General features: G+C 57.5%; 20 protein-coding genes. 10 read left to right on the top strand and 10 right to left on the bottom strand.

Annotated features, from left to right (window positions below; genetic code table 11):
- A complete protein-coding gene (gene yjgA / locus AC4IC4_RS02300) occupies positions 1-552 on the top strand; it encodes a ribosome biogenesis factor YjgA (protein ID WP_024907281.1) in 552 nt (183 codons plus the stop codon).
- An 84-nt stretch (positions 553-636) separates the two neighbouring features.
- Here yjgA and mpl read toward each other — a convergent pair whose 3' ends face one another.
- Complete coding sequence (mpl, locus tag AC4IC4_RS02295) at positions 637-2,016, bottom strand: UDP-N-acetylmuramate:L-alanyl-gamma-D-glutamyl-meso-diaminopimelate ligase (protein ID WP_024907282.1); 1,380 nt, start codon at positions 2,014-2,016, stop codon at positions 637-639.
- Positions 2,017-2,213: 197 nt separating this feature from the next.
- Between mpl and fbp the strand changes: the two genes are divergently transcribed.
- Positions 2,214-3,212 carry a class 1 fructose-bisphosphatase gene (gene fbp, locus AC4IC4_RS02290; protein WP_024907283.1) on the top strand — a complete coding sequence of 333 codons (999 nt, stop codon included), beginning with the start codon at positions 2,214-2,216 and terminating at the stop codon, positions 3,210-3,212.
- A gap of 150 nt (positions 3,213-3,362) precedes the next feature.
- Entirely contained in the window at positions 3,363-3,719 is a 357-nt protein-coding gene (locus tag AC4IC4_RS02285) for a helix-turn-helix domain-containing protein (protein WP_024907284.1), read from the top strand.
- Here AC4IC4_RS02285 and AC4IC4_RS02280 read toward each other — a convergent pair.
- From AC4IC4_RS02280 to ytfQ, 5 genes are all read right to left on the bottom strand, one after another.
- Positions 3,691-5,262: a methyl-accepting chemotaxis protein gene (locus AC4IC4_RS02280; RefSeq protein WP_048989433.1), complete on the bottom strand. Its 1,572-nt coding sequence runs from the start codon at positions 5,260-5,262 to the stop codon at positions 3,691-3,693. The two genes, AC4IC4_RS02285 and AC4IC4_RS02280, sit on opposite strands and share 29 nt — an antisense overlap.
- 93 nt (positions 5,263-5,355) lie before the next feature.
- Entirely contained in the window at positions 5,356-6,357 is a 1,002-nt protein-coding gene (gene yjfF / locus AC4IC4_RS02275) for a galactofuranose ABC transporter, permease protein YjfF (RefSeq protein WP_023334296.1), read from the bottom strand.
- Entirely contained in the window at positions 6,344-7,369 is a 1,026-nt protein-coding gene (gene ytfT / locus AC4IC4_RS02270) for a galactofuranose ABC transporter, ATP-binding protein YtfT (protein WP_024907286.1), read from the bottom strand. Before ytfT ends, yjfF begins: the two co-directional genes overlap by 14 nt.
- Positions 7,370-7,379: 10 nt before the next feature.
- Positions 7,380-8,882: a galactofuranose ABC transporter, ATP-binding protein YtfR gene (gene ytfR, locus AC4IC4_RS02265; RefSeq protein WP_024907287.1), complete on the bottom strand. Its 1,503-nt coding sequence runs from the start codon at positions 8,880-8,882 to the stop codon at positions 7,380-7,382.
- Positions 8,883-9,014: 132 nt separating this feature from the next.
- Positions 9,015-9,971: a galactofuranose ABC transporter substrate-binding protein YtfQ gene (gene ytfQ, locus AC4IC4_RS02260; protein WP_014882271.1), complete on the bottom strand. Its 957-nt coding sequence runs from the start codon at positions 9,969-9,971 to the stop codon at positions 9,015-9,017.
- A gap of 309 nt (positions 9,972-10,280) precedes the next feature.
- Here ytfQ and ppa point away from each other — a divergent pair, with 309 nt between their 5' ends.
- On the top strand, positions 10,281-10,811 hold the full coding sequence (gene ppa, locus AC4IC4_RS02255) for an inorganic diphosphatase (RefSeq protein WP_010427397.1): 531 nt from the start codon (positions 10,281-10,283) through the stop codon (positions 10,809-10,811).
- 213 nt (positions 10,812-11,024) lie between these two features.
- Positions 11,025-12,608, top strand: a complete 1,584-nt coding sequence (locus AC4IC4_RS02250) for a methyl-accepting chemotaxis protein (protein ID WP_491472073.1) — start codon at positions 11,025-11,027, stop codon at positions 12,606-12,608.
- 44 nt (positions 12,609-12,652) lie between these two features.
- Here AC4IC4_RS02250 and AC4IC4_RS02245 read toward each other — a convergent pair whose 3' ends face one another.
- From AC4IC4_RS02245 to tamA, 3 genes are read right to left on the bottom strand one after another with little or no spacing between them, the layout of a single operon-like run.
- On the bottom strand, positions 12,653-12,997 hold the full coding sequence (locus tag AC4IC4_RS02245; protein ID WP_024907288.1) for a gamma-glutamylcyclotransferase family protein: 345 nt from the start codon (positions 12,995-12,997) through the stop codon (positions 12,653-12,655).
- A 2-nt stretch (positions 12,998-12,999) separates the two neighbouring features.
- The gene (gene tamB, locus AC4IC4_RS02240; protein ID WP_491472072.1) at positions 13,000-16,776 is read right to left on the bottom strand and encodes an autotransporter assembly complex protein TamB; all 3,777 of its coding nucleotides are present in this window, start codon (positions 16,774-16,776) and stop codon (positions 13,000-13,002) included.
- Positions 16,773-18,506 (bottom strand): autotransporter assembly complex protein TamA, encoded by a 1,734-nt coding sequence (tamA, locus tag AC4IC4_RS02235; RefSeq protein WP_032651421.1) that lies wholly within the window; start codon positions 18,504-18,506, stop codon positions 16,773-16,775. The genes tamB and tamA overlap by 4 nt, the downstream gene beginning before the upstream one ends.
- A gap of 224 nt (positions 18,507-18,730) precedes the next feature.
- On the opposite strand from tamA, the gene msrA reads away from it, so the two are divergent.
- On the top strand, positions 18,731-19,372 hold the full coding sequence (gene msrA, locus AC4IC4_RS02230) for a peptide-methionine (S)-S-oxide reductase MsrA (RefSeq protein WP_048989437.1): 642 nt from the start codon (positions 18,731-18,733) through the stop codon (positions 19,370-19,372).
- Here msrA and AC4IC4_RS02225 read toward each other — a convergent pair whose 3' ends face one another.
- Positions 19,373-20,431 (bottom strand): LacI family DNA-binding transcriptional regulator, encoded by a 1,059-nt coding sequence (locus AC4IC4_RS02225; RefSeq protein ID WP_491472071.1) that lies wholly within the window; start codon positions 20,429-20,431, stop codon positions 19,373-19,375.
- 192 nt (positions 20,432-20,623) lie between these two features.
- Between AC4IC4_RS02225 and AC4IC4_RS02220 the strand changes: the two genes are divergently transcribed.
- From AC4IC4_RS02220 to AC4IC4_RS02205, 4 genes are read left to right on the top strand one after another with little or no spacing between them, the layout of a single operon-like run.
- Positions 20,624-21,775 (top strand): Gfo/Idh/MocA family protein, encoded by a 1,152-nt coding sequence (locus AC4IC4_RS02220; protein WP_491472070.1) that lies wholly within the window; start codon positions 20,624-20,626, stop codon positions 21,773-21,775.
- A 16-nt stretch (positions 21,776-21,791) separates the two neighbouring features.
- A complete protein-coding gene (locus AC4IC4_RS02215) occupies positions 21,792-22,961 on the top strand; it encodes a Gfo/Idh/MocA family protein (protein WP_491472069.1) in 1,170 nt (389 codons plus the stop codon).
- A gap of 11 nt (positions 22,962-22,972) precedes the next feature.
- On the top strand, positions 22,973-24,040 hold the full coding sequence (locus tag AC4IC4_RS02210) for a Gfo/Idh/MocA family protein (RefSeq protein ID WP_491472068.1): 1,068 nt from the start codon (positions 22,973-22,975) through the stop codon (positions 24,038-24,040).
- 12 nt (positions 24,041-24,052) lie between these two features.
- Positions 24,053-25,075, top strand: a complete 1,023-nt coding sequence (locus tag AC4IC4_RS02205; protein WP_491472067.1) for a Gfo/Idh/MocA family protein — start codon at positions 24,053-24,055, stop codon at positions 25,073-25,075.
- The last annotated feature ends 26 nt before the right edge of the window (positions 25,076-25,101 follow it).

Raw genomic sequence — 25,101 nt, 5'->3', positions numbered from 1 at the left:
ATGACTAAGCAGCCCGAAGACTGGCTCGACGACGTTCCCGGTGATGACATCGAAGACGAAGATGATGAGATCATCTGGGTCAGTAAAAGTGAAATTAAACGTGACGCCGAAGAGTTAAAACACCTTGGCGCGGAAATGGTAGAACTGGGTAAAAACGCGCTGGACAAGATCCCGCTCGACCAGGATCTGCGTGATGCCATTGAACTGGCACAGAAAATCAAAAAAGAAGGCCGTCGTCGCCAGCTTCAGCTTATCGGGAAAATGCTGCGTCAGCGCGATGTTGATCCGATCCGCCAGGCGCTGGACAAGCTGAAAAACCGCCACAACCAGCAGGTTGCGCTGTTCCACAAGCTGGAGCAGATCCGCGATCGCCTGATTGAACAGGGTGATGATGCCGTACCGGAAGTGCTGAACCTGTGGCCGGATGCCGACCGCCAGCAGCTGCGTTCCTTGATCCGCAACGCGAAGAAAGAGAAAGAAGGGAATAAACCGCCGAAGTCTGCGCGCCTGATTTTCCAGTATCTGCGCGAGCTGTCTGAGAACGAAGAGTAATCCCCCTCACCCCGCCCTCTCCCCAGAGAGGCAAGGGAGAAAAGAACGTAGGCCCGGTAAGCGCAAGCGCCACCGGGCTTTTTTTTACGCGTCGGCGGCCGCTTCCGCTTTCTTCGTAAGACCGTCCAGCAGCTTCTGATGGATCCCACCAAAACCGCCGTTGCTCATCACCAGAATGTGGTCGCCAGGCTGAGCGGCTTTCACCACCATATCCGCGAGCGCATCCACATCCGCGCTCCAGTGCGCAGGCTGAATGCAGGCATCGGCGACTTCCGCCACCTGCCACGGAATATGCTGCGGCTGCAGCAGGAAGACTTCATCGGCACGTCCTAATGACGGCGCGAGATCGTCTTTGCAGATGCCCATCTTCATGGTGTTCGAGCGCGGTTCCAGCACCGCCAGAATGCGCGCGGTACCGCCGACCTTACCACGCAGGGCAGCAAGCGTGGCCAGAATGGCCGTTGGGTGGTGCGCGAAATCGTCATACACGGTAACGCCGTGGGCTTCACCGCGCAGCTCCAGACGGCGGCGGGCATTGATAAACGAGCCCAGCGCATTGGCTGCATCCGCAGGCAGCACGCCCACGTGACGCGCTGCTGCAATCGCCATCAGGCCGTTGTGCATGTTGTGTTCGCCCACCAGGCCCCACTTCACCTCACCCACTTTTTCACCGTCTAGCAGCACTTCCCACTCGGAGGCATCGGCGTTGAGTTTCTTCGCCTGCCAGTGGCCCTGCTCGCCCACCAGCTCCTGCTCGCTCCAGCAGCCCATCGCCATCGTCTGTTTCAGGTTGATGTCGTTCTCCGGCAGGATGATGCGGCCCTGACCCGGAACAATGCGCACCAGGTGGTGGAACTGTTTCTGGATCGCTTTCAGGTCGTCAAAGATATCCGCGTGGTCGAACTCAAGGTTGTTGAGGATCAGCGTGCGCGGGCAGTAATGCACGAACTTAGAACGCTTGTCGAAGAACGCGCAGTCATACTCGTCGGCTTCGATCACAAAGAACGGGCTATCGCCCAGACGCGCAGAGACATCGAAATTACCCGGTACGCCGCCGATCACGAAGCCCGGCTTGTAGCCGCAGGCTTCGAGGATCCAGGTAGCCATGCCCGCGGTGGTGGTTTTGCCGTGGGTACCGGCAACGGCAACCACCCAGCGGTCGCGCAGGACGAAGTCATGCAGCCACTGAGGGCCGGACATGAACGGAATATTGCGTTCCAGTACCGCCTCGACGCACGGATTGCCGCGGGTCATGGCGTTGCCAATGATCACCAGGTCCGGCTCGGGATCCAGCTGGCTGGCATCGTAGCCCTGAATTAAAGCGATGCCCTGTTTCTCCAGAAGTGTGCTCATCGGCGGATACACATTGGCGTCCGAACCTGTCACTTCATGGCCCAGCGAGCGCGCCAGCATTGCCAGTCCGCCCATGAAAGTGCCACAAATCCCCAATATATGAATGCGCATACGTCACTATCCTTCTTCAATGTGGCGCACATTTTACTCACATGTTAGCGGGTGTGAAACGCATTTCAGGTAAATCCGTATGTTGCTGGCGCGATTCACCTCTGCGCTAATATTTGAATGTTTGTTAAGATTGTTGGGCTTTAGTCGTTTTAGTGAACATACAATCGCTCTACTCACAAAGATGCAGGGAAAGTGTTATGAAAACGTTAGGTGAATTTATTGTCGAAAAGCAGCACGAGTTCTCTCATGCTACCGGTGAACTCACTGCTTTGCTGTCGGCAATAAAGCTGGGCGCTAAGATCATCCACCGTGATATCAACAAGGCCGGTCTGGTCGATATCCTGGGTGCCAGCGGTGCCGAGAACGTTCAGGGCGAGGTTCAACAGAAGCTCGATCTGTTCGCAAATGAAAAATTGAAAGCTGCACTGCGCGCGCGCGACATCGTTGCGGGTATCGCCTCTGAAGAAGAAGATGAAATTGTTGTTTTCGAAGGGTGTGAACACGCTAAATACGTTGTTCTGATGGATCCGCTCGACGGCTCCTCAAACATCGACGTTAACGTTTCTGTCGGTACCATTTTCTCCATCTACCGCCGCGTCACGCCTGTTGGCACGCCGGTGACCGAAGAAGATTTCCTGCAGCCGGGCATTAATCAGGTTGCTGCCGGTTACGTCGTTTATGGCTCCTCCACCATGCTGGTGTATACCACCGGGTGCGGGGTTCACGCCTTTACGTACGATCCATCACTGGGCGTTTTCTGTCTGAGCCAGGAACGCATGCGCTTCCCGCAGAAGGGCAATACCTACTCCATCAACGAAGGCAACTACATCCGATTCCCGAACGGCGTGAAGAAGTACATTAAATTCTGCCAGGAAGAAGATAAAGCGACCCAGCGCCCGTACACGTCCCGTTATATTGGCTCTCTGGTCGCGGATTTCCACCGTAACCTGCTGAAAGGCGGTATCTACCTCTACCCAAGCACCGCCAGCCACCCGGACGGGAAACTGCGTCTGCTGTACGAATGCAACCCGATGGCGTTCCTTGCTGAACAGGCGGGCGGCAAGGCGAGCGACGGTAAAGAGCGTATTCTGGACATCGTGCCGGAAAGCCTTCACCAGCGCCGTTCATTCTTCGTCGGCAACAACCACATGGTTGAAGACGTTGAACGTTTTATCCGTGAGTACCCGGACGCGTAATCCCTCTCTTCAGGGGAGCCTGTCCGGCTCCCCTTGTCATTTATATATTTTACCGTATAAGTGTTTATAAAAAACATGCTTTAATATTCACCACTGCTCCTGCATTATTTCCATAACAGTTTGACAGATATTTCGTGGAGCAGAATTGCAATGAAAAATTATTCCCGTGCTAATACCGGTATTGATTTAAATCTTATCCCTGTATTTATTGAAATCGTCCGCTGCGGCAGCATGGCAAAGGCCTCTTTGCGTCTGGAGATGTCCCGTCCCGCGGTGAGTCTGGCATTAAAGCGCTTTAATCAACTCTTTGATGAGCCGTTATTTTTCCGTAAAGGTTTATACCTTGAACCGACTGAAAAAGCGTTAGCCTTAACCAGCTCGCTGGAAATATTAATGGGCGAAATTCACGATAATATCGGGGCGCTTAATTCCGGAAGGAATAAAACCCCGGCACAGAACGTACCGGGGCTGGGTAATATTATGCCGCGTTCTGAGTCGTCACTTTGAATGATGACATGGCTTCCATCAGCTGACGCGACTGCTCCTCAAGGGAGCGGGTCGCGGCGGAGGATTGCTGCACCAGCGCCGCATTCTGCTGCGCGGTTTCGTCCATCTGGTTCACCGCAATATTCACCTGCTCAATGCCCCGGCTCTGCTCCTGAGACGCGGTCGCAATCTCTCGCATCAGTTTGGTCATGCGCAGCACTTCGGTTGCGATCTCGTCCATCGTTTCGCCAGCCTGCTGGGCCAGCTCGCTCCCCTCGTTAACGTGGGTCTGCGAATCACTGATTAGCGTTCGGATCTCTTTCGCCGCGTCGGCGCTGCGGCTGGCAAGGTTTCGCACTTCACCCGCGACGACGGCAAACCCGCGCCCCTGCTCGCCCGCGCGCGCCGCTTCCACGGAGGCGTTAAGCGCCAGGATATTGGTCTGGAAGGCAATGCCGTCGATCACGCTCAGGATGTCGGCGATGCGTGCCGAGCTGCCGGAAATATCGCGCATTTTTTCAATCACGTAGCAGACCATCTCGCTGCCGTGATCGGCCGTGTCGGACACCGATTTTGCCAGCTGGTGTGCCTGCTCGGCGTTATCGGCGTTGAGTTTCACCGTGGCGGTGATCTGTTCCATACTGGCCGCCGTCTGCTCCAGCGACGTGGCGGTGGATTCCGTACGCTCGGCAAGATCGCGGTTTCCCAGCGTCAGCTCGCGGCTACCGGTGTCAATTTGCGCGCTGGCATCACGTACCCGCAGAACCGAGTTCATCAGCGACTGGCGCATCTCCTCTATCACCGCGTTGAGGCGGTTAAACTCCTGGCTCGCGGGGGCATTCAGCGTATGGGTTAAATCCCCCGCTGCCACGTTCTCCAGTTGAGCAATGGAGGCCGAGAGCGGCTTGAGCAGCATATGGCGCAGCACCAGCCAGGCGAGCACGATAATGCCCGCCGTCAGCAGCGCTGCGACGATAATCAGGATCAGGACGCGGGTTTTACTCGACTGCACGGCGCTCACTTCCGCCTGACCCCGCGCTTCGCTCCATTTCTGAAACGCCTGCATATCGTTATCAAACTGCTTCGCCACCGGAATCAACGTCTTCTCGAGCAGATCGTAATACCCGTCCGCGCTCTGGTCATTCAGCGTTTTCAGCATCGGGTTGATCCCCTGCTGGCTATACGTCGCCAGGCTGGCCGCCACTTTATCGAGCAACTGTTGTCCCTGCTCGTCAGCCACGCCGCCGTCGATTACCCCTTTCAGCGTTTTCTGGGCCAGGGCAACTTCCTGATTGATGTTTTTTACCGCGTTGGCCGCATCGTCCAGCATGCCGATTTCCATCATGCGGACGGCCTGACCCGCTTCATTGCGCGCGCGCAGGAGCAGCGTATAGCCTGAATTAAGCTGCACCATCTGCTCACCCTGAAGGTGATTAATACGCTGCAGCGAAGAAGAACTCTGTGTGAGGGCATAAATGCCAATGCCGCTGACAATCAGCAGCAGAAGGGTCATAACGGCCAGTAAAGAGAGCAAGCCGGTACGAATCGATAGCGTTTTAAGCATGATATTATTTCCGGTAGCGAGATATTTCTGGGCATAAAAAAAGAGTATCGGCCGCTACCGGAAAATGTTTAGACTTTAAGCAAATTCAGCGTGTTATCGCTCTGTTACCGATGTGTTTACGCGGGTAACAGGCGAGCTTTGACGGTTCTCCCAGAGCACCGTCAGCCCCCGCTGCAGGGCAATAAAAATAAACAGCAGAATACCGATGGCGATCTTCGTCCACCAGGAGCTGAGCGTGCCGTCAAAGTTGATATAGGTTTGTATCAGCCCCTGGATGGCCACGCCGAACAGCGTCCCCAGCACTGTGCCCACCCCGCCGCTGAGCAGCGTGCCGCCAATGACCACAGAAGCAATCGCATCCAGCTCAACGCCCACGCCTGCGAGGGCATAGCCCGCCTGGGTGTATACCGAGAAGACGATACCCGCCAGCGTCGCCAGGCCGGTCGAGAGCATATAGATGCGGATGGTGGTGCTGCGGGTTGAAATGCCCATCAGGTTGGCCGACGTGGCGTTGCCGCCAATGGCGTAAACCTGATTGCCAAACCGGGTACGGTGAGCAAGGAAGATGCCAATGACGACCACGCCCAGCATCAGCAGCCCCATCGCGCTCAGGCGGCCGCCGCCGGGGATTTTCCACGCCAGGCTGGAGAGCGTGTCGTAGATGGGGTGGTTAATTGGAATCGACTCTTCCGACACCAGATAGCTCACCCCACGGAGGAAGAACATCCCGGCGAGGGTGATGATAAAAGCAGGGATTTTCAGCGCGTCGATCAGCAGCCCCATAAAAGCACCAAACGCGCAGCCCATCGCCAGCACCAGCGGAAACGCCACCAGCGGAGAGATGCCCCAGAAGCCGATTGCCTTCGCGAGGAACACGCCCGTAAACGCGATCACCGACCCAACGGAGAGATCGATCCCGCCGGAGAGGATCACAAAGGTCATACCGACGGCGATAATGCCTAAAAAGGCGTTATCGGTCAGGATATTGCAGATCACGCGCGTCGAGGCAAAACCGGGGAACTGCGTCAGACAGTAGAGGTACCCCAGCACAAATACGCCCAGCGTGATCATTAACGGTAAATTACGTTTTATCATGGCCACGGATCCCCTTAATGATGCTGACAAAGCGCGGCGACTGGACGATCAGCACGCAGAGCACGACCACCGCCTTCACCACCTGGTTAAGCTCCGGCTGGAATCCCGACAGCAGGATCCCGGTGTTCATGCCCTGAATGATCAGGGCGCCGATCACCGAGAGCAGCAGGTTAAAGCGCCCGCCCATCAGCGACCCGCCACCGATCACCACCGCGAGGATTGCGTCCAGCTCCAGCCAGAGTCCCGCGTTGTTGGCATCGGCCCCGCGAATATCCGCCGCGACGATGACCCCGGCGATGGCGGCGCAGACGCCGCTCAGCACGTAGGTCAGCATTACCATCAGCCGGGTGTTGACGCCGGCGTTGCGCGCGGCGCGGATGTTGATCCCGACGGCCTCAATGAACATGCCCAGCGCCGTTTTGCGGGTGAAGAGCCAGAAGACAACGAGCGTGACCAGGGCAATAATCACCGGCGTCGGGAAGAACAGAAGGTTGCCGCTGCCGAGCCACGCCAGGCTCGGGGAGTTGAAGGTCACAATCTGGCCGGAGGTTATCAGCTGCGCGACGCCGCGCCCGGCCACCATTAAAATCAGCGTGGCAACGAAGGGCTGAATTTTCAGCACCGCCACCAGAATACCGTTCCATAATCCTGCCAGCACGCCGGTGCCTAAGGCAGCGAGCAGGATCACCGGCAGGCTATGTCCGGCTACGGTCATGGAGGCGGCCGTAGCCCCGGCGATAGCCATCACCGCGCCGACGGAGAGGTCAATCCCACCGGTTGCGATGACCAGCGTCATCCCGATGGCCAGCAGCGCCACGGGCGCGGCACGGTTTAAAATGTCTATCGGGCTGCCAAACAGGCGGCCATCCTGCACGATGATCTGGAAGAAATGCGGCGCGACCAGGCTATCCACCAGCAGAACCACCAGCAGCGCCGCGATTTGCGGCGTGCCGGTTGGCCAGCTGAAGCGGCGCTTTGACTCACCGGTTTGCGAAAGCGAACGGGGCATCACGATTCACTCCTTATGCCGCGATGGCATTCATGATCGCCGGAACGGACAGCTTATCCAGCGGGATCTCTGCCACCTGCTTGCGATCGCGCATGATGATGACGCGATCGGCATAGCCCACCAGCTCTTCCAGCTCGGAGGAAATGACCAGCAGCGCCAGACCGTCCGCGCACAGGGTTTCGATAAGCCGGATAATTTCGGCGTGCGCCCCCACGTCAATGCCGCGGGTCGGTTCGTCGAGGATCAGGAACTGGGGTTTGGTCAGCAGCCAGCGCGACAGCAGTACTTTCTGCTGGTTACCGCCGGAGAGAAATTCAATGGGCTGTTCCGCGCTCGGGGTGCGGATGCCGAGCTGGCGGATAAAGCGTTCGGCAATGGCGTTTTGCTCGCGCTTAGGGATCGGCCGCAGCCAGCCGCGCTGGGCCTGTAGCGCCAGAATGATATTTTCCCGCACCGAGGCCGCGGCAATAATGCCGTCCGTTTTCCGGTCCTCCGGGCAGAAGCCGACACCGAGACAGGAGGCCTGATGCGGCGATCGCAGGGTCTGCGGTTTGCCCTTGATCAGCGCGCTGCCGCTGTCGGCAGGCTTGATCCCGAAGATCACCTCGGCGGTCTCGGTCCGGCCGGAGCCCAGCAGGCCCGCCAGGCCGACAATTTCGCCTGGCCGCACCTCAAGGTTAAACGGCGAGATCACCCCTTTTTTGCCGTAATCGCTGAACGCGGCGACCGGCTTCTCGCTCAGCAGCGTGCGCCCTGCACGCTGGAGGGCGTTGGTCTCCAGCTCGCGGCCCAGCATCATTTTTACCAGCTCGATCTGCGGCAGCTCGCGGGTTTCGCGGCAGCCGACAAAGCTGCCGTTGCGCAGCACCGTAATGCGATCGCTCACCTCATACACCTGATCGAGGAAGTGGGTGACGAAGATCAGGCTGACGCCCTGATCGCGCAGCTGGCGCATCAGGGTAAAGAGCATCTCCACCTCCTGGGTATCGAGGCTGGCGGTGGGTTCGTCAAGGATCAGCACCTTTGCGGAGAGATCGATCGCGCGACAAATGGCGACGATCTGCTGCATCGCCACGGAAAAGCGGTTCAGCGGCTCGCGGACGTCGAGGGAGAAGCCGTACGATTCCATCAGCGTTGTCGCCCGCGCTTCCATCTCTTTGCGGCGCAGCAGGCCAAAACGGCGTGGTTCGCGGCCAATAAACAGGTTATCCGCCACCGACATATTCGGCAGCAGGTTCACTTCCTGGTACACCGTCCCGATCCCCAACTGCTGGGCATGGGCGGTGTTTTTGGGCGAAATGGCGTTGCCTTCCAGCCAGATGGTGCCGCGGTCGGCGTGATAAACACCGGTCAGGGATTTTATCAGCGTTGATTTTCCCGCCCCGTTCTCGCCCAGCAGCGCCATGATCTCCCCGCGCCGCAGGCTGAAATCAACGCTATCCAGCGCTTTTACGCCGGGGAAGAATTTACTCAAGCCCTCTGTGCGGAGGATTTCCTGGTGTTGTTCAGTGGTCATGGTTTCCCCCTCACCCTGACCCTCTCCCCGGAGGGGAGAGGGGATTGATCGTGCCAATTGTTAATATCCAGCTCCGCCCTGCCTTTCTCCCTCTCCCCTCCGGGGAGAGGGCTGGGGTGAGGGGCGCGGGTCTTAATAGCCCATATTTTTCTTCTTCTCTAACTCCTCTTTCGCCGTATCAGGCAGGTAGAGGGTGGACTTGGTGACCGTCACTTTCTCCGGCATCGTGCCGTCTTTCTTGAATTTCTCCAGCGCGTCGAATGCCGGACCCGCCATGTTTGGCGTCAGCTCCACGCTGGCGTTGGCTTCGCCGTCGATCATCGCTTTGTAGATGTCCGGCACGCCGTCGATAGAGCCGGTGAGGATATCTTTGCCCGGCTTCAGGCCCGCTTCTTTAATTGCCTGAATCGCACCGATCACCATGTCATCGTTGTGGGCGTAAACCATGCAGATGTTCTTGCCGTTGTTTTCAGCCTTAATGAAGCTCTCCATGACCTCTTTACCTTTACTACGGGTAAAGTCGCCGGACTGAGAGCGGATAATCTTAATGTTTGGCGCTTTCGCGATGGCTTCAGCAAAGCCTTTTTTACGGTCGATGGCCACGCTCGCCCCGACGGTACCCTGCAGCTCAACGACGTTACACGGCTTGCCGTCGACCTGCTTCACCAGCCAGTCGCCAATCAATTGCCCTTCAAGCACGTTGTTGGCGGTGACGGTGGTCATATAGAGGGATTTGTCTTTGACGTCGATGGAACGGTCGAGCAGGAAGACCGGGATCTCAGCGTCTTTCGCTTCCTTCAGGACGGGTTCCCAGCCGGTCGCCACGACGGGTGCAATAAAGATGGCATCCACGCCCTGGGCGATAAAGGAGCGCACGGCTTTGATCTGATTCTCTTGTTTTTGCTGACCATCGGCGATTTTCAGGGTAATGCCGCGTTTCTGAGCCTCGCTTTTCGCCACGTTGGTTTCAGCCGCTCGCCAGCCAGATTCAGAGCCGACTTGCGAAAAACCTACGGTTAAGGGAGCGGCCATCGCCATAGACGACATGGCTGCCGAAACTGCTGTGACCAGGAGTAAGCGCTTCCACATATGAACGTCCTCGTAGGGTGAGTTATTGTTGGTTAAAAGATGTTCTGCGGAATGACTATAGCCCATGAAATATGTAACGAATTGCGTTACATCACACTTCAGAAAAGTGAATAAAACGTTAATCACAAGTTTGTAATCGCTTTCATTTCGCCATGAAAAATGCGGCTGAGTTTATGGATTTTCCTGTCATGGAATCGGTCTGAAAAGTGGAGAAAGCGGGGAGATAAAGCGAAAACAGGCGGAGACATTCAGCGCGAGTTGGCTATAATACCTGCCACTTGTTTACCATCCATTTTAAAGGACACCGACATGAGCTTACTCAACGTCCCAGCGGGTAAAGAACTGCCAGAAGACATCTACGTAGTTATCGAAATCCCGGCTAACGCAGATCCGATCAAATACGAAGTGGACAAAGAGAGCGGCGCCCTGTTCGTAGACCGTTTCATGTCTACCGCGATGTTCTATCCGTGCAACTACGGTTACATCAACCACACCCTGTCTCTGGACGGTGACCCGGTTGACGTGCTGGTCCCAACGCCATACCCACTGGAGCCAGGCTCCGTCATTCGCTGCCGTCCAGTTGGCGTGCTGAAAATGACCGACGAATCCGGTGAAGATGCGAAGCTGGTTGCGGTACCGCACACCAAGCTGAGCAAAGAATACGATCACATCAAAGATGTGAACGACCTGCCAGAGCTGCTGAAAGCGCAGATCACTCACTTCTTCGAGCACTACAAAGACCTCGAAAAAGGCAAGTGGGTTAAAGTTGACGGCTGGGACAACGCAGAAGCGGCGAAAGCGGAAATCATCGCCTCTTTCGAACGCGCTGCTAAGAAGTAATTCTTACTGCTGATTGATAAAAGCCCCGCATGTCGGGGCTTTTTGTTGCCCCGCACTGTCACAAAAACGTCATAAAGAGATTTTATCTCGCAATATTAATTAGATATCGCTTTTTACCTACCCTATCCCCTCTTTCCCCTTTAAAGTCTGCCTGCCGCAGGTCGATACCTCCCGTGATATGAGCACAATCGCGTTTTCACATAACAGGAAATCATGAAACTCAACACACTCACCATTGGACAGCGACTTGGCCTTCTGGCGTCGCTTCTGTTGCTTGCAACGCTTTTTATTGGCCTGCGTGGCCTGCTGATCAATAGCGACAGTCAGGTACAGAACGAACAGATTATGGCCATGGAACAGACCATCACCAGCAGCATCGATACCGCCCGCAATGCTCAGGTACAATTCAAAATTCAGGTCCAGGAGTGGAAGAACACCCTGATTCGTGGTGCTCAGGGGCAAGAAGCGTTCGATAAATACAAAAAGGCCTTTGTCGCAGAAAGTCAGAACACGCAGGCACTGCTGACCCGGCTAAGTGAGCTTCTGCCGAAAATTGGCATGGATAATCAACAAGTGCTGGCAACGCGCGACATCCACGCCGGACTCGAACAAAAATACCTGGCGGCACTGGCTACCTACCAGGTGGGAGATCCCACCAGCGCCCAGCGAGTGGACAAACAGGTAACAGGGATTGACCGCGAGCCGACAAAAATGATCGACAACGTCGTGGCCCATACGCTGCAGCATGCCCAGGCTATCCACGAGCAGACCATCGTCAGAAACGAGGCGCAGTATCAGAAAACGAAATGGATGCTGATGCTGGTAATGGCGCTCACGCTGGCCGCCGGGATGCTCATTACCTGGTGGCTGATTCGAAGCATTACTCTTCCGCTGGCACAAGCTGTCACCATAGCACGTACCGTTGCCGCCGGTGATTTGCAGTCCCGCTTTACCGTGGCCGGGCGAGATGAAACGGCTGAGCTCATGCGTGCTCTGCAGGAGATGAATGGCAACCTCACACGCATTGTCTCCGGGGTACGTAAAGGTACCGAAACCATCGCCACCGCATCAGCGCAGATTGCCAGCGGTAGTCATGAGCTTTCCTCGCGCAACGAAGCACAGGCCAGTGCCCTGGAACAAACCGCAGCATCCATGGAGGAGCTGACGTCAGTCGTAAAAAGCAATGCAGAACATTCACGTACTGCCAGCGATCTTGCCCGTAATGCCCGCCAGGTAGCCCGCCAGGGCGAAGAAGCCGTTGAACGTGCAATGCACACTATGAGTGAAATTCATAATTTCTCCAGCGAGATCAACTCTATCATCAGCATGATCGACAGTATTGCCTTCCAGACCAATATCCTGGCGCTAAACGCTGCAGTTGAAGCGGCGCGTGCTGGTACTGAAGGCCGCGGTTTTGCCGTCGTTGCAGCAGAGGTGCGCGCCCTGGCGCAACGTTCAGCTGCCGCCGCCAAAGATATCCGCATTCTGATTGACCGCTCTGTTAACCGAATTGATGAAGGGAACGGGCAGGTGCAGCAGGCCGGTGCTGCGATGGCAGATATTCTGCATAGCGTGAGTAAGGTGAGCGAACTGATTGAAGCGATCTCGCATGCCAGCCATGAACAAAGCACGGGTATCGATCAGGTCAATGTGGCCGTGACGCACATGGATACAGCCACGCAGCAAAACGCAACCTTGTCACAGGAATCCTCAGCCGCAGCGCAAGCCATGCATCGTCAGGCAGAACAGCTTCTGGAATCGGTGCAGATATTCAAGCTGCGTCACGACGCCGTTTAGCCCATAAAAAAAACAACGCCACCTCACGGTGGCGTTGTCGTTTTTCAGTACTGGTCTCTGTCTAACCAGTTACCGCTTACAATCCGCGTTAACCCTTCGACCGGACGCTGGTAGACATACATCCACGCACTTCCGTACGGCGTCTGGATCAACTGGCGCGCGTATTCACCGCCCCTGGTGCGCAAGGCATCAAGTTCGGCAAGCGTCGCGTTATCAATACGATAGACTTCACCCTGTACTGTTCCTTCGCCCGGAACCGCGCCTGGATAGTGGCCCAGGCTGTACAACTGGTAGTTCTCGATATTGTAATTCCCCAGCAGCAGGGCATTGGTCATCCAGTGACTGTTGCCTTGCCTGGTTCTTAAACTGCCGTAGACAAATATTCGCATTGCTAAAACTCAAACTGATAGAGCAGATCAAGTGCCTGGTCTACGCCGGACACTGCTTCCAGATATAGCTTAGGCATCAGGCGATAGCGTAGCGTGAGTGTTGCCAGTGAGTCAAAGATCCCCACACCATATTTTACCTGCAGACCCGGCAGTACATAGCCGCTGACCACCACCTGCGAGGAGTCACCCACGCCCTGGGTGTCCAGCGCCAGATTGCTTACGCCGAACGTCTCGCCGATTTTACCCACAACCTGCCCACTTTGTGCAACCCCCAGACCCACTAACATCGAGGTCATCGCCGCACTGTCGCTTTGTCCGCTGTCCAGACCTTGTCCACGCAGCAGATAAGAGAGGGCTTCCTGCTGCGACATCGCCGGGTCAGAGAAGATCTCCGCCTTCGGTTCGTCGGCGGAACCGGTGACGCGAACGCCAGCAATAACGTCGTTTTCCGTCGCTTCCGGGTTACGAATCGCTTCGATGTTCAACAGTGGCTGATCCGGTGGGCCGGAGAACAGCAGCTCGCCTTTGCGAACAATCAGATCCTGACCATAGGCATGGAAACGCCCTTCAGGAATGTTGATCTGCCCGTTCAGGCCAAGCCCTTGTTTATCCTGCGCCACTTTCAGGTCGCCCGTGAGCCTCGCCTTCAGCCCAAACGCATTCAACCGCACGTTATTCCCCACGTGCACGGTAAGGTTACTATTAATCGGTATGCCAGCGCTCTTCTGTTCGACAGGTTTCAGATTTTCATTGAGCATAACTTCATCACTTGAGACGCCGACCGCACTTTCCGGCACGTCGTGGACCACGATGCGCGCCCACGGCACGTCGACGCGACCGTCAAGCGTGAAGAGGCTTGGCGTGGCTTCAAAGACCACATCAGGCGAGACGTCCAGACGCACCATCGGCGGTACGGTGATGCGCACCTTACTGCCCTTCGCGGCAATACGGGCGCGCCAGTTGTCGAGCTGGCTCCAGTCCGCGTCGCCGCTCAGGTTGATTTGCCCTTGCTGCGTCAGTACCGAGCCGCTCAGCGTCGAGCTCATGCCGTTGAAGTTCATGGCGATCTGGCTGGGCTGCATGTCAAACGGCATAAAGTTGCCGTCGATATCCACGCCGCTGAGGCGCAGCTGGCCAAACAGCTGAGGGCTTTGCGCGTTGCCGGCCAGGCGCAGGTTAGCGTTCAGCATGCCTTCGGCTTTTTCCCCACGCGCGAAAATCGGGTTCACCATCGCCAGGTTGAAGTTTCGGATGTTAACGTTGCCGCCCAGATTACGCCGTCCCTGCGGGTCGGTAATCTGGACCTGACCATCCAACTGACCGTTATTGGTCAGGCGGATTGTCCACCCCAGCTGTGCGCGATTGTTATGCAGATCGGCACTCAGGTTCAGGGTGTCGAACGCCACCGGCAGCGGCGCGTCGTTGACCTCCTGCGTCACCTTCACGTTACGCCCGGAGAGCGTCACGCTGCCCTGCGGCAGCCCCTCTTTGGTGGTGTCCCAGGCGACATCGGCTTTCCCGCTGAAGACGCCGCTGGCCTGCGTGGTATCCGGCATAAACGGCTTCAGCATCGCCAGATCGAAGCGGTTGAGGTTGATCTGCGCGCGCCCTTCCGCGCCCGCATCGATGGTCTGCGGCACGCACAGCTCCGCATTCGGGTTGATCCAGCAGTGTGGCCCAATACTGATCTTCTGCTCGGCGTTGCGGTAGTCCAGCGCGATGGCGCGCGACAGCGCCAGCGGCCCAACAGGGGTGTTGAAACGGGTATTATCCAGCGTCCCTTTCCAGCGCTCCTCTTTGCGGTCGAAGCTGCCGGTCAGGTGCAGCTGGCCGGAGACCGGCTCGCCCTGCACGCGTAGCTGCAGGTCGTGCTGCTTCTCGTTGCCTTTAGCGTCCAGGGTGACCAGGCTAATGTTCACGTCCGGCTGAGAAATACGTTCCACGCGCAGGTTCAGGTTACCGCCGATCTGGTCGGTGGATTTCACATCCCCCTCCACGCGAACCCGGGCAACGCTCAACTCCTGCCAGCGCAGGTTATTGGCGGTGATATCCGCCAGCAGCTGCGGCGCGTCTACCGTGCCGCGCACTTTCACGAGCCCCTTCGCCGTGCCGCCAAGCCCCGGCAGGGCGTTATCCAGATTCGGTGCGTCGATGGTGGCATCCAGATTGAGATCTTTCACCCCCAGCTCGCCTTTGATATCCGCCGTGTTGCGACCCAGGGCCACGTGCAGGCCCGGGATAACCCACTGCAGATAGCTGTTGCCTTTCACCGAGCCTTCAACGTTTACCTTGTTCTGCTTCACGTTCCCGGTGAGCTTGATCTCCGGCACGTCCATCTGCCACGTGCCGCCGTACAGGCTGCCGCGCGTCTTAATCAGGCCATCCAGCTTCGACGGCCAGTCCGGCACCTCTTTGGCGGTGTTAATGCCCGTCAGCTTCAGTTCGCCGCGCCAGCTGATCGCCTGCTGCCAGTCGAGCAGCGCGGTCAGCTCGGTTTTGCCCTCCAGCGCCGCGACGGTCAGCTTGTCGAGGTTGACCTGCTGTTCGTTGCCCTTTGCATCCAGGGTGATGTTCGCGGGCGGCACGCCCTGCCCCTTCACCGCGGTGCGGAACGAGAGCGTGTAGTCGGTCATCTTGCCGCTCAGCTTCAGCTTCAGGTCATCGGCCTGGAACTGCTTTTCACCGGTGAACGGCCAGGAAAGCTGCTTGCTGACAACCTCAAGATTGAGCGGCAGCCCGGCTTCCGCCAGCTGGGTTTGCGCACGCAGGGCCATATCCACCGGGCCGGAGAGATTCACGCCAACATCGAGCTTATCGCGCAGCGCCCCGCCCACCTTGACCTTCACTTTCTCGCCTTTCAGCGGGTCGATGTTCAGGGTGCTATTCAGCGTGATATCCACCGGCCAGCTGTCGCGCAGCAGGGCATTACCCGACGCATTCACCGAGCCCTGGTTGGTGTCGATATCCAGCGCGTCGAGCTTCATGTTGCCGTCAATGCTGCTGACCTTCAGCAGCATGTTATAGACCGTCAGGTCGGTATCACCGGTCAGGCGAAGCTGTTCGCCTTTGAATTCCTCAATGTTAAGGTTCAGCGGCAGATGAACGTCGGTCATTTCCGGCAGCACTGGCTTCGAGAAGAGGTCTTTCAGCGTTTCGCCCAGCGGCTTTTCTTCCGGCTGCGGATTCTGGATCTTCGGCTCGACGATCTCTTCCTGCGCCACGTCGGCCACTTTCGGCAGCGCGATCAGCAAGCCCTGCAGGGACGTTGGCGTCAGGGTGAGGTTTTTCTCCTGCCAGCGCAGGCCGGAGGTGAAATCCATCACGGACACGGTGGTGTCGTCGATTTTGATATTGACGTTATCGAGCGCCACCCGATAAAGCGCGATCGGGTACGGCGTGGAGAGATTCAGCGGGCCGCTGTCTTCTTCTTCAACCGGCGCAGATTTCGGCATTTTCTTTGAATCTATCGCCACGTTGACATCTTTTAGCGACAGATCGTTGACGCAGAGCTTGCTGTCACGCAGACAGCCCAGCTTCACCGCGAGATGGAACTCCCCGGCGTTAACCGCCACGCCCGGCTGCTCATAGCGGATGTTCTTCAGGCGCAGGTCGCGCCAGCCGCCCGTCACCTGACCAATCTCCAGCCCCGGCACCCAGCGGTTCGCGGCGTTAAACAGCAGATGCAGCCCGGTCGTCGTTCCTACCAGAAACGCCACCGTCCCGAGCAGCAGCACGATAAAGATCAGCACTCCGAGGCTTATTTTCTTCCATAAACTCATAATTCAGGCCCCAGACCGATGTAAAACTGTAATCCGTGTTCATCTTTGTCGCCGACAGGCACGGCGAAATCGAGCTTGATGGGCCCGACGGGTGACTGCCAGCGCACGCCGACGCCCGCGCCGGTTTTAAAGTCGCTGCGGCGGATATCGTTTACCGCTTCACCGCCGTCAACAAACATCGCGCCCCACCACTTTCCGCTGACGTTGTACTGATACTCCAGCGATCCCGTCGCCAGTTTTGACGCACCGGTCAGCTGGCCCTTTTCGTTCTCAGGTGAGATCGATTTGTACTTATACCCGCGAATGCTGCGGTCCCCCCCGGCGAAGAAGCGCAGGTCCGGCGGAACGCGCTCGAAGTCTCCCGTTTCAATCCAGCCGAGATTGCCGCGCATCACAAAACGATGTTTGTCGTACAGCGTGCGGATCCAGACGTTTTGCGCCTGCATGACGGAGAAGTCCACGTCGGAGCCCCAGGCGGAGTTGGAATAATCGATGGAGTAGCGCTGTGAGTCGCCCCAGGTCGGCATCAGGCCCCCACGCGAGCGGGTACGGCTGATCATCACGCCCGGATAAAGCAGCATGGTGGTATTGGTGACGTTGGCCTGGGTAAAGTGGTCCAGGCTCCAGCGCAGGTTAATGGCGCGCTGCCAGCCGCTGGAGAGATCCCAGAAGCGGGAGACCGCAAGCGTCGTAGAGTCCTGCTTTGTGTCGTTTAAATCGGTGCGCTTAAAACCGCCCTGCAGAAGGTAATATTGCTCAAGCGGATTTTTCAGCAGCGGCATTTTGTAGCTGAAGTCCAGCTGCTGCTCGGGCGCAGAGAGGCTCAGGCTGGTAGTCAGGCTGTGACCGTACGAGTTCATCCACGGTTTTTTCCACGAGGTTTTCACGCGTGGTCCCACATCCGTCGAGTAGCCAACACCGGTCTCAATGGTGTTCTCGGTGCGCGGCGAAACAACGCCATGCAGCGGCAACACCTTGGTTTTGCGAGACTTATCAAATTCCGGCGCGACAACCACGGAGTTAAACCAGCCGGTAGCTGAGAGGCGTCGGTTCAGCTCTCCGAGGTCACTCGACTGGTAGTAATCCCCTTTTTTGAACGGCACGAGGTTTTGCAGGTACTCTTCACGAATTTGCGAACCTTCGAACGTCACGTCGCCAAAGCGGTAGCGTTCCCCGCTGTCGTAGTCGATATCCCAGAAGGCCTGACGTCGATCCAGCGCAATGCCCAGCTGGCTTTTATTAAACTGGCTGTCAAAGTAGCCCTTACGCAGGGAAACACTCGTCAGCTCTTTTTTGAAATGGTCGTAGTCACCGTGGTTGAGCACGGTGCCGACTTTTGGCCGCGTGCTGAGCAGGTCCAGGTAGTCCCGGTCGGTACGCGCCCCGCCGCGCAGGATAACGTTCGTGCCGCCAATCAGTACCGGCTCACCCGGCGAAACGCGGGCAATGAGGACCTGGCGCCCCTTCTTTGGCGGCGGGCGAAGATCAAAATCAATGGTGGGTTCGTAATACCCCAGCGCTTTCAGCCCTTCACGGATCGCATCATCGACGCGCGCGCGAAAACGCCGGTCCGGCGTCACCTCATCACTCTGGATGGTCGATAGCTGCGCACGCACGTTTTTTTCCAGCGCCCCGGATAACCCCTCAACCTGCAAACGGACATTCGCCGCGCTGGCAATCCCGCTTGTCAGCAACACACTGACTAAACATAACTGGCGGATTTTTGTCACGTTTTCTCCTGAATATCCCTGTTTCCACCCTGGAAGCAAATGAAGTGCCGCTCCGCGGCAAAATACGGCCTGTTGGCCAAAAACCCGAATCGCGGGTTGAAAATGGGTGTAACACCCAAATATTTCTTATGATTAAATCTAGACTCATTCAGCGCATTTATTGTGTTCAATTAAACGCTTCGTGACAACCTTAACTGAAACATCGCACCCCGGGAGGCCCCATCGTGAGTTTATTCGACAAAAAGCATCTGGTTTCACAAACCGATGCATTACCGGGACGCAACACCCCTATGCCTGTGGCGACCTTACACGCCGTCAATGGCCATTCCATGACCAACGTGCCGGAGGGAATGGAAATCGCCCTGTTCGCCATGGGCTGCTTCTGGGGCGTTGAGCGCCTCTTCTGGCAGTTGCCCGGCGTTTACAGCACGGCGGCTGGCTACACGGGCGGTTACACGCCAAATCCTACCTATCGCGAAGTCTGTTCCGGCGAAACCGGGCATGCGGAAGCGGTACGCGTGGTGTACGACCCTGCGGTAATCAGCTACGAACAGCTCCTGCAGGTCTTCTGGGAAAACCATGACCCGGCGCAGGGCATGCGTCAGGGCAACGACCACGGCACCCAGTACCGTTCGGCCATTTATCCGCTCACGCCTGAGCAGGATGCCGCCGCGCGCGCCAGCCTGGAGCGTTTCCAGCAGGCCATGCGTGAAGCGGGCGATACGCGCGAGGTGACCACGGAAATCGCGACGGCGAAACCGTTCTACTACGCCGAGGACGATCACCAGCAGTACCTGCATAAAAACCCGTACGGCTACTGCGGCATCGGGGGCATCGGCGTCTGCCTGCCGCCACAGCTGGCCTGATTACTCATCCAGCGCCACGCGAGCCGCGTGGCGCGTGGCGTTACTGACCGAACCGTAATCCATCACTTTGCCCTGTAACAGCAGGTTAAAGACCGCTGCCTGCGGTCGGTTGAGCCGCGTTTGCAGCAGGTGAACGGCCTCAATCCCCAGCTCGCGGCAGGGTACCGTGACGCCGGTGACCGGTTTTTCCAGACGGTGCGCTAAATTCCATGCAAAATCGGTCGTAATCAGCGAAATGTCTTCCGGAATGCGCAGCCCGTGGCGCGTTAACACCCTCACCACCCCTGCCACCATGCGGGTACTGTTCGGGAAAATCACCTCCGGCCACTGGGAACGATCATGACTCACTAACCACGCATCCAGCGCCTGCTCGGCCTCTTCAGCGGTAAACCACTCCGTCACGAGCAAATCGCGCTGCGGGTCAAAGGCGACGTGAAAATGGCGATACGCCTCTTTGATGCCGTCCAGACGCGCGTACAGCGTATCCCGCCGCAGGCAGGTGAGCGTGAGCACGCGGCGATGCCCCTGCTCGAAAAGGTACTGCATGGCGGTGAAGCCAATCGCCCGGTGATCGGGCGACACGGCATCCAGCACCCGATCCCGATCGACGGAATTAATCAACACGCAGGGCTTATTCAGCGTGCTGGCCAGTTTAAATATGGTGGAATCATCAGTGCCAATAATAATTATCGCGTTGATATTCTTATGACTGGCCTTTTCCATAAAGACTTTCACATCGGCATGCTGTTCTTCTAAACCACAGCACGTGACCCACACATTATGCCGCGCGCAGGCTTCCGCAATTCCTTTCGTCACTTCCAGATAAAAAATATCCCCGCGTCCCTGAAAGGTTCTTTCCGGCGCAAAAACAGCGATTCCGTTAATTAGCAGTCTTCCGCTCGCCATGGACTCCAGTACCCCTAATTCTCGCGCGGTGCGAACAATCGCCTCCCTGGCTTTATCGCTGGTATAAGACTTGCCGCTTAATACCCGCGAAACCGTGCTGACGGAATAGCCCGTCAGGGCCGCAATTTCCTCCATTTTTAACTTGCCCGGCATAGTGTGACCTCGCTCTCATTCAGTTTTTGCAAATATTTGCAGAAACAGTCCGTTGATTTTAAAACTAAATTTCAGAAATCCTGGAGATTACTTAATCACCTTGCGAGTATTCTCACAAAAACACATTGTCGCTACCGCTCCCCTTTCCTATTTTCCGGTCATCACTCATTTCAACTGAAATTAAGGTGTGACATGGAGAAGGTACGTTTTGGCATTATTGGAATAGGGAATATCGGTACGGTCCACGCGCGTTATTTACTGGCGGGTACGGTCAGCGACGCCTGCCTGGCGGCGGTTTGTGATAATGCACCGGAAAAGCATCCGGCTATTCGCCAGTTGGTCGGCACCCTCCCCTTATTCAGCGACGCGCAGGAGATGCTCCAGAGCGGGCTTATCGACGCGGTGATTGTCGCCACGCCGCACTACGAGCATCCGCGCCTGTCGATGCTGGCGATGCGCAACGGCATCCACACCCTGTGTGAAAAACCGGCGGGCGTGTATACCGCCCAGGTGCAGGAGATGAACGCCTGCGCCCAGGCGTGCGATGTGGTGTTCGGCATCATGTACAACCAGCGCCCGAACCCGCTCTACCAGAAAGTGAAAGATCTGATCGACAACGGCGAGCTGGGTGAGATCCGCCGCTCCAACTGGATCATCACCAACTGGTATCGCTCGCAGAGCTATTACAACTCCGGCGGCTGGCGCGCCACCTGGAAAGGGGAAGGCGGCGGCGTGCTGCTTAACCAGGACCCGCACCAGCTCGATCTCTGGCAGTGGCTGGTCGGTATGCCGGTCCGTCTGCGCGCGTTCTGCCAGTTCGGTAAGCATCGTCAAATCGAAGTGGAAGACGAGGTCACCGCCTACGCCGAGTATGCCAACGGCGCAACGGGCGTGTTTATCACCACCGTGGCGGAAACGCCGGGCACCAACCGGCTGGAAATCGTCGGCGATCGCGGCAAGGTGGTCGTCGAAGAGGGCAAGCTGCGCTACTGGCGGCTGCGGGAATCTGAAACCGCCTTCAACGCCCGCTGGCAAAACGGTTTTGGAGAGCCTGAATGCTGGGAGGTCACGCTTCCCGTCGCCCCGGAATGCAGCGAACACCACGTTATTACCGCCAACTTCTGTGCCGCCATTCTGCGCGGCGAGCCGCTCATTGCGCCGGGTCTGGAAGGGATCCGCGGGTTGACGCTCTCCAATGCCATGCACCTCTCTACCTGGACCGACGACTGGGTCGAACTCCCGCTCAACGAAAAACAGTATTTGCGCCTGCTTCAGCAGCGCATCAGCACCTCAGTGGCTAAAGAGACAGCCAGCGTCACGCTGGATGCCTCCGGCACCTGGTAACTCCGGAGAAGAAACGATGTTAAATGTCGCTATCGTGGGAACAGGGAATATCTCGCACAACCATATTCAGGGCTATTTGCAGTTTGGTCAGCGCTGCCGGATCGTCGCGCTGGTGGATATCTACCCGGAAAAAGCCCACGAGAAAAAAACGCGCTACGGCCTGACGGACGCCCGGGTGTATGACAGCCACCAGCAGATGCTGGCGTCAGAGCCGGATATCGATATCGTCGACGTCTGCACGCCGCCCTACGTCCACGCCGAGATCGGCATTGATGCCCTGAACGCGGGCTGCCACGTGCTGTGCGAAAAACCGATGGCCGCCTCGCTGGAGGAGTGCGACGCGATGATCGCCGCACAAAAGGCCAGCGGCAAAACGCTCTCCATCATTGCCCAAAACCGCTTTACCGATGCCTTCTGGCGCTTAAAAGCAGCGCTGGATTCGGAGCTTGCGGGCAAGGTTTGCCACGCGCAGGTGGACTCCTTCTGGTGGCGCGGACACTGCTACTACGACCTGTGGTGGCGCGGCACCTGGGAAAAAGAGGGCGGCGGCTGCACCCTTAACCACGCGGTTCACCACATCGACGCCATTCAGTGGATGCTCGGCTTCCCGTCCGAGGTGATGGCGATGATGACCAACGTGGCGCACGACAACGCTGAAGTCGAAGACCTCAGCGCCGCGATCTTCAAATACCCCAGCGGCGCGCTCACCCAGCTTACCGCCTCGGTCGTACACCACGGGGAAGACCAGAAAATCATTATTCAGGGTGACAAGGCACGTATCTCTGCGCCGTGGCAGGCCTTTGCCAGCGTCAGCGCCGATAACGGCTTCCCGCAGGAGACTAACGATCTGACGCAAGAAGCGCAGCTCAACGCCGTTTTTCAGGGGACGCCGAAGCTCGAGTGGACGCTGCACACCGGGCAGATTAATGACCTGCTTTACGCCATCGAGCACGGCACGGCGCCGTTAGTGGATGGCCTGCAGGGCAAACGCTCGCTGGAGCTGATTACCGCGATCTACAAATCTGCCATTACCCGCACCGTGGTCTCGCTGCCGATTCAGCGCGACGACCCGTTTTACCGTACCGGCGGGACGAGCACCCTCGCTCCCCGTTTTTATGAAAAATCCGCAAGCGTCGCCAACTTCAGCGAAGTGGGTGCGATTCCTCTTGGCAAAGACCTGGATTAAGGAGTGACACCATGAACAAAAATGACGGAATGAACTACGCCCCGGTGGGTAAACCCCAGCCGGTTGTCCGCGAGGGGGAATTTGTTTTTGCCGCTGCCGCGCTCGACCACGGCCATATCTACGGCATGAGTAACGGCCTGATAGAAGCCGGAGCCACCCTGAAATGGGTGTACGATCCCGATCCGGCCAAAGTGGATAAATTCATCCAGCAGTACCCGCAGGCAAAAGTGGCGGAGTCGCTGGAGGTGATACTCAACGACGACGAGGTGCGCCTGGTGGCCGGTGCGGCCATCCCCTCCGAGCGCTGTGCGCTGGGGCTGAAAGCCATGGCCGCAGGCAAGGACTACTTCACGGATAAAGCGCCGCTCACCTCTCTTGAACAGCTGGCGGATGCCAAAGCGATGGTTGAGAAAACCGGGCGGAAATACGCCGTGTACTACAGCGAACGTCTCCACGTGGAGAGCGCGGTGTTTGCCGGACAGCTGGTGCAGCAGGGGGTCATTGGCCGCGTCGTCCAAACCCTGGGGACAGGCCCGCACCGGGAAGGGACCGGCCGCCCGGACTGGTTCTACGATCGTCGCTACTTCGGCGGCATTCTGTGCGACATCGGCAGCCACCAGATTGAGCAATTTCTGTTTTACACGGGCAACCGTAACGCCACCGTGGTCGCCAGTCAGGCACGCAATTTCAACCATCCGCAGCATCCGGCATTTGAAGATTTCGGTGACGCAACAATCAGGGGCGAAAACGGTGCCAGCGGTTATTTCCGCTGCGACTGGTTCACCCCGGACGGGCTCTCAACCTGGGGCGATGGACGTCTGACGCTGCTCGGCACCGACGGGTATATCGAGATCCGCAAATATGTCGATCTCACCCGCGGCGAGCAGGACGTGGTTTATCTCGTCAATAAGGAGGGGGAATTCCGCTATCCGGTCGCCGGACAGGTCGGGTTCCCGTTCTTTGGCGAACTGATCCTCGACTGTCTGCATCGTACCGAAAACGCCATGACGCAGGCGCACGCCTTCAAAGCGGCGGAACTCTGCGTGAAGGCCCAGATGCTGGCCAACGCGACGGAATAGCGGGAGGCGACAATGACGATCCTGAACACGGCGGTTATCGGTGCCGGAGCGATTCACGGCTGCCATGTGAATGCGTTGCGCCTGCTCCCCAACGTCGCGCTACGCGCGCTGGTCGACATCGACAGCGTCAAAGGGCTGGAGCTGGCAATGCGCTATCAGTGCCGCTTCTATCAGGATTACCGGGAAATGCTGCTGGATGATGCCATCGACGTGGTCCACATCTGCACGCCGCATTTCGAGCATAAGAACATGATCCTGGCGGCGCTCGCCGCCGGGAAGCATGTTTTCTGCGAAAAACCGGTGGGCATGAACAGCAGCGAACTCGTGGATATCACCCGCGCCGCCGAACAGGCGTCGGGTCTGCTCGGCGTGTGCTACCAGAACCGCCTCAACCCCACCAGCCTGCGCATTCTCCAGATGCTGGAGGACGGCGGGCTGGGAAAAATGCTCAGCATTAAGGCCGTGCTGACGTGGTCACGCTCGGGCGCGTACTACACCGAAAGCCCGTGGCGCGGGCGGCTGGCAACGGAAGGGGGCAGCCTGCTGATCAACCAGGCCATTCATACCCTCGACCTGATGCAGTGGTTCGCAGGCGGCGTAACACGCGTGAAAGGCGTGGTGGACAGCGGCGAGCTGGCGGACGTGACCGAAGGGGAAGACAGCGCGATGGCCACGCTGCACTTTGCCAACGGCGCCCGCGGCCTGTTTTACGCCAGCAACTGCAATACCACCGATTCCCCGCTTCTGATGGAGATCCACTGCGAACAGGGCTCGCTGCTGCTCAGTGACAACGTGCTCTGGCGTATTACCCCTGGCGAGCGCCTCAGGCTGGCCAGCGATAACTCCCCTGACGGCCAGATCAAAAGCTACTGGGGACTGGGGCACGAGCAGGCGATCCGCCGTTTTTATCATGCTATTTCTCATCCCGGAAACACGGATTACACCGACATCCATGAAGCCGGACACTCACTCACGCTTGTGGAGGCTATTTACCGCTCATCTCAGTTAAGACAATGGATAGATATCAATAACTAGAACGTAATTTGTATTCCAGCACTTAA

Source organism: Enterobacter sp. Taxon_2, assembly GCF_058355295.1.
This window is presented reverse-complemented; position numbering and strand designations above follow the sequence as displayed.

Bases quoted from the DNA above. Each gene is read 5' to 3' on its own strand.
- mpl (WP_024907282.1), bottom strand. From the start codon at position 2,016: ATGCGCATTCATATATTGGGGATTTGTGGCACTTTCATGGGCGGACTG.
- AC4IC4_RS02220 (WP_491472070.1), top strand. From the start codon at position 20,624: ATGGAGAAGGTACGTTTTGGCATTATTGGAATAGGGAATATCGGTACG.
- ppa (WP_010427397.1), top strand. From the start codon at position 10,281: ATGAGCTTACTCAACGTCCCAGCGGGTAAAGAACTGCCAGAAGACATC.
- yjfF (WP_023334296.1), bottom strand. From the start codon at position 6,357: ATGATAAAACGTAATTTACCGTTAATGATCACGCTGGGCGTATTTGTG.
- yjgA (WP_024907281.1), top strand. From the start codon at position 1: ATGACTAAGCAGCCCGAAGACTGGCTCGACGACGTTCCCGGTGATGAC.
- ytfQ (WP_014882271.1), bottom strand. From the start codon at position 9,971: ATGTGGAAGCGCTTACTCCTGGTCACAGCAGTTTCGGCAGCCATGTCG.
- tamB (WP_491472072.1), bottom strand. From the start codon at position 16,776: ATGAGTTTATGGAAGAAAATAAGCCTCGGAGTGCTGATCTTTATCGTG.
- AC4IC4_RS02280 (WP_048989433.1), bottom strand. From the start codon at position 5,262: ATGCTTAAAACGCTATCGATTCGTACCGGCTTGCTCTCTTTACTGGCC.
- AC4IC4_RS02225 (WP_491472071.1), bottom strand. From the start codon at position 20,431: ATGCCGGGCAAGTTAAAAATGGAGGAAATTGCGGCCCTGACGGGCTAT.
- AC4IC4_RS02210 (WP_491472068.1), top strand. From the start codon at position 22,973: ATGAACAAAAATGACGGAATGAACTACGCCCCGGTGGGTAAACCCCAG.
- AC4IC4_RS02205 (WP_491472067.1), top strand. From the start codon at position 24,053: ATGACGATCCTGAACACGGCGGTTATCGGTGCCGGAGCGATTCACGGC.
- ytfR (WP_024907287.1), bottom strand. From the start codon at position 8,882: ATGACCACTGAACAACACCAGGAAATCCTCCGCACAGAGGGCTTGAGT.
- AC4IC4_RS02245 (WP_024907288.1), bottom strand. From the start codon at position 12,997: ATGCGAATATTTGTCTACGGCAGTTTAAGAACCAGGCAAGGCAACAGT.
- AC4IC4_RS02250 (WP_491472073.1), top strand. From the start codon at position 11,025: ATGAAACTCAACACACTCACCATTGGACAGCGACTTGGCCTTCTGGCG.
- fbp (WP_024907283.1), top strand. From the start codon at position 2,214: ATGAAAACGTTAGGTGAATTTATTGTCGAAAAGCAGCACGAGTTCTCT.
- AC4IC4_RS02285 (WP_024907284.1), top strand. From the start codon at position 3,363: ATGAAAAATTATTCCCGTGCTAATACCGGTATTGATTTAAATCTTATC.
- AC4IC4_RS02215 (WP_491472069.1), top strand. From the start codon at position 21,792: ATGTTAAATGTCGCTATCGTGGGAACAGGGAATATCTCGCACAACCAT.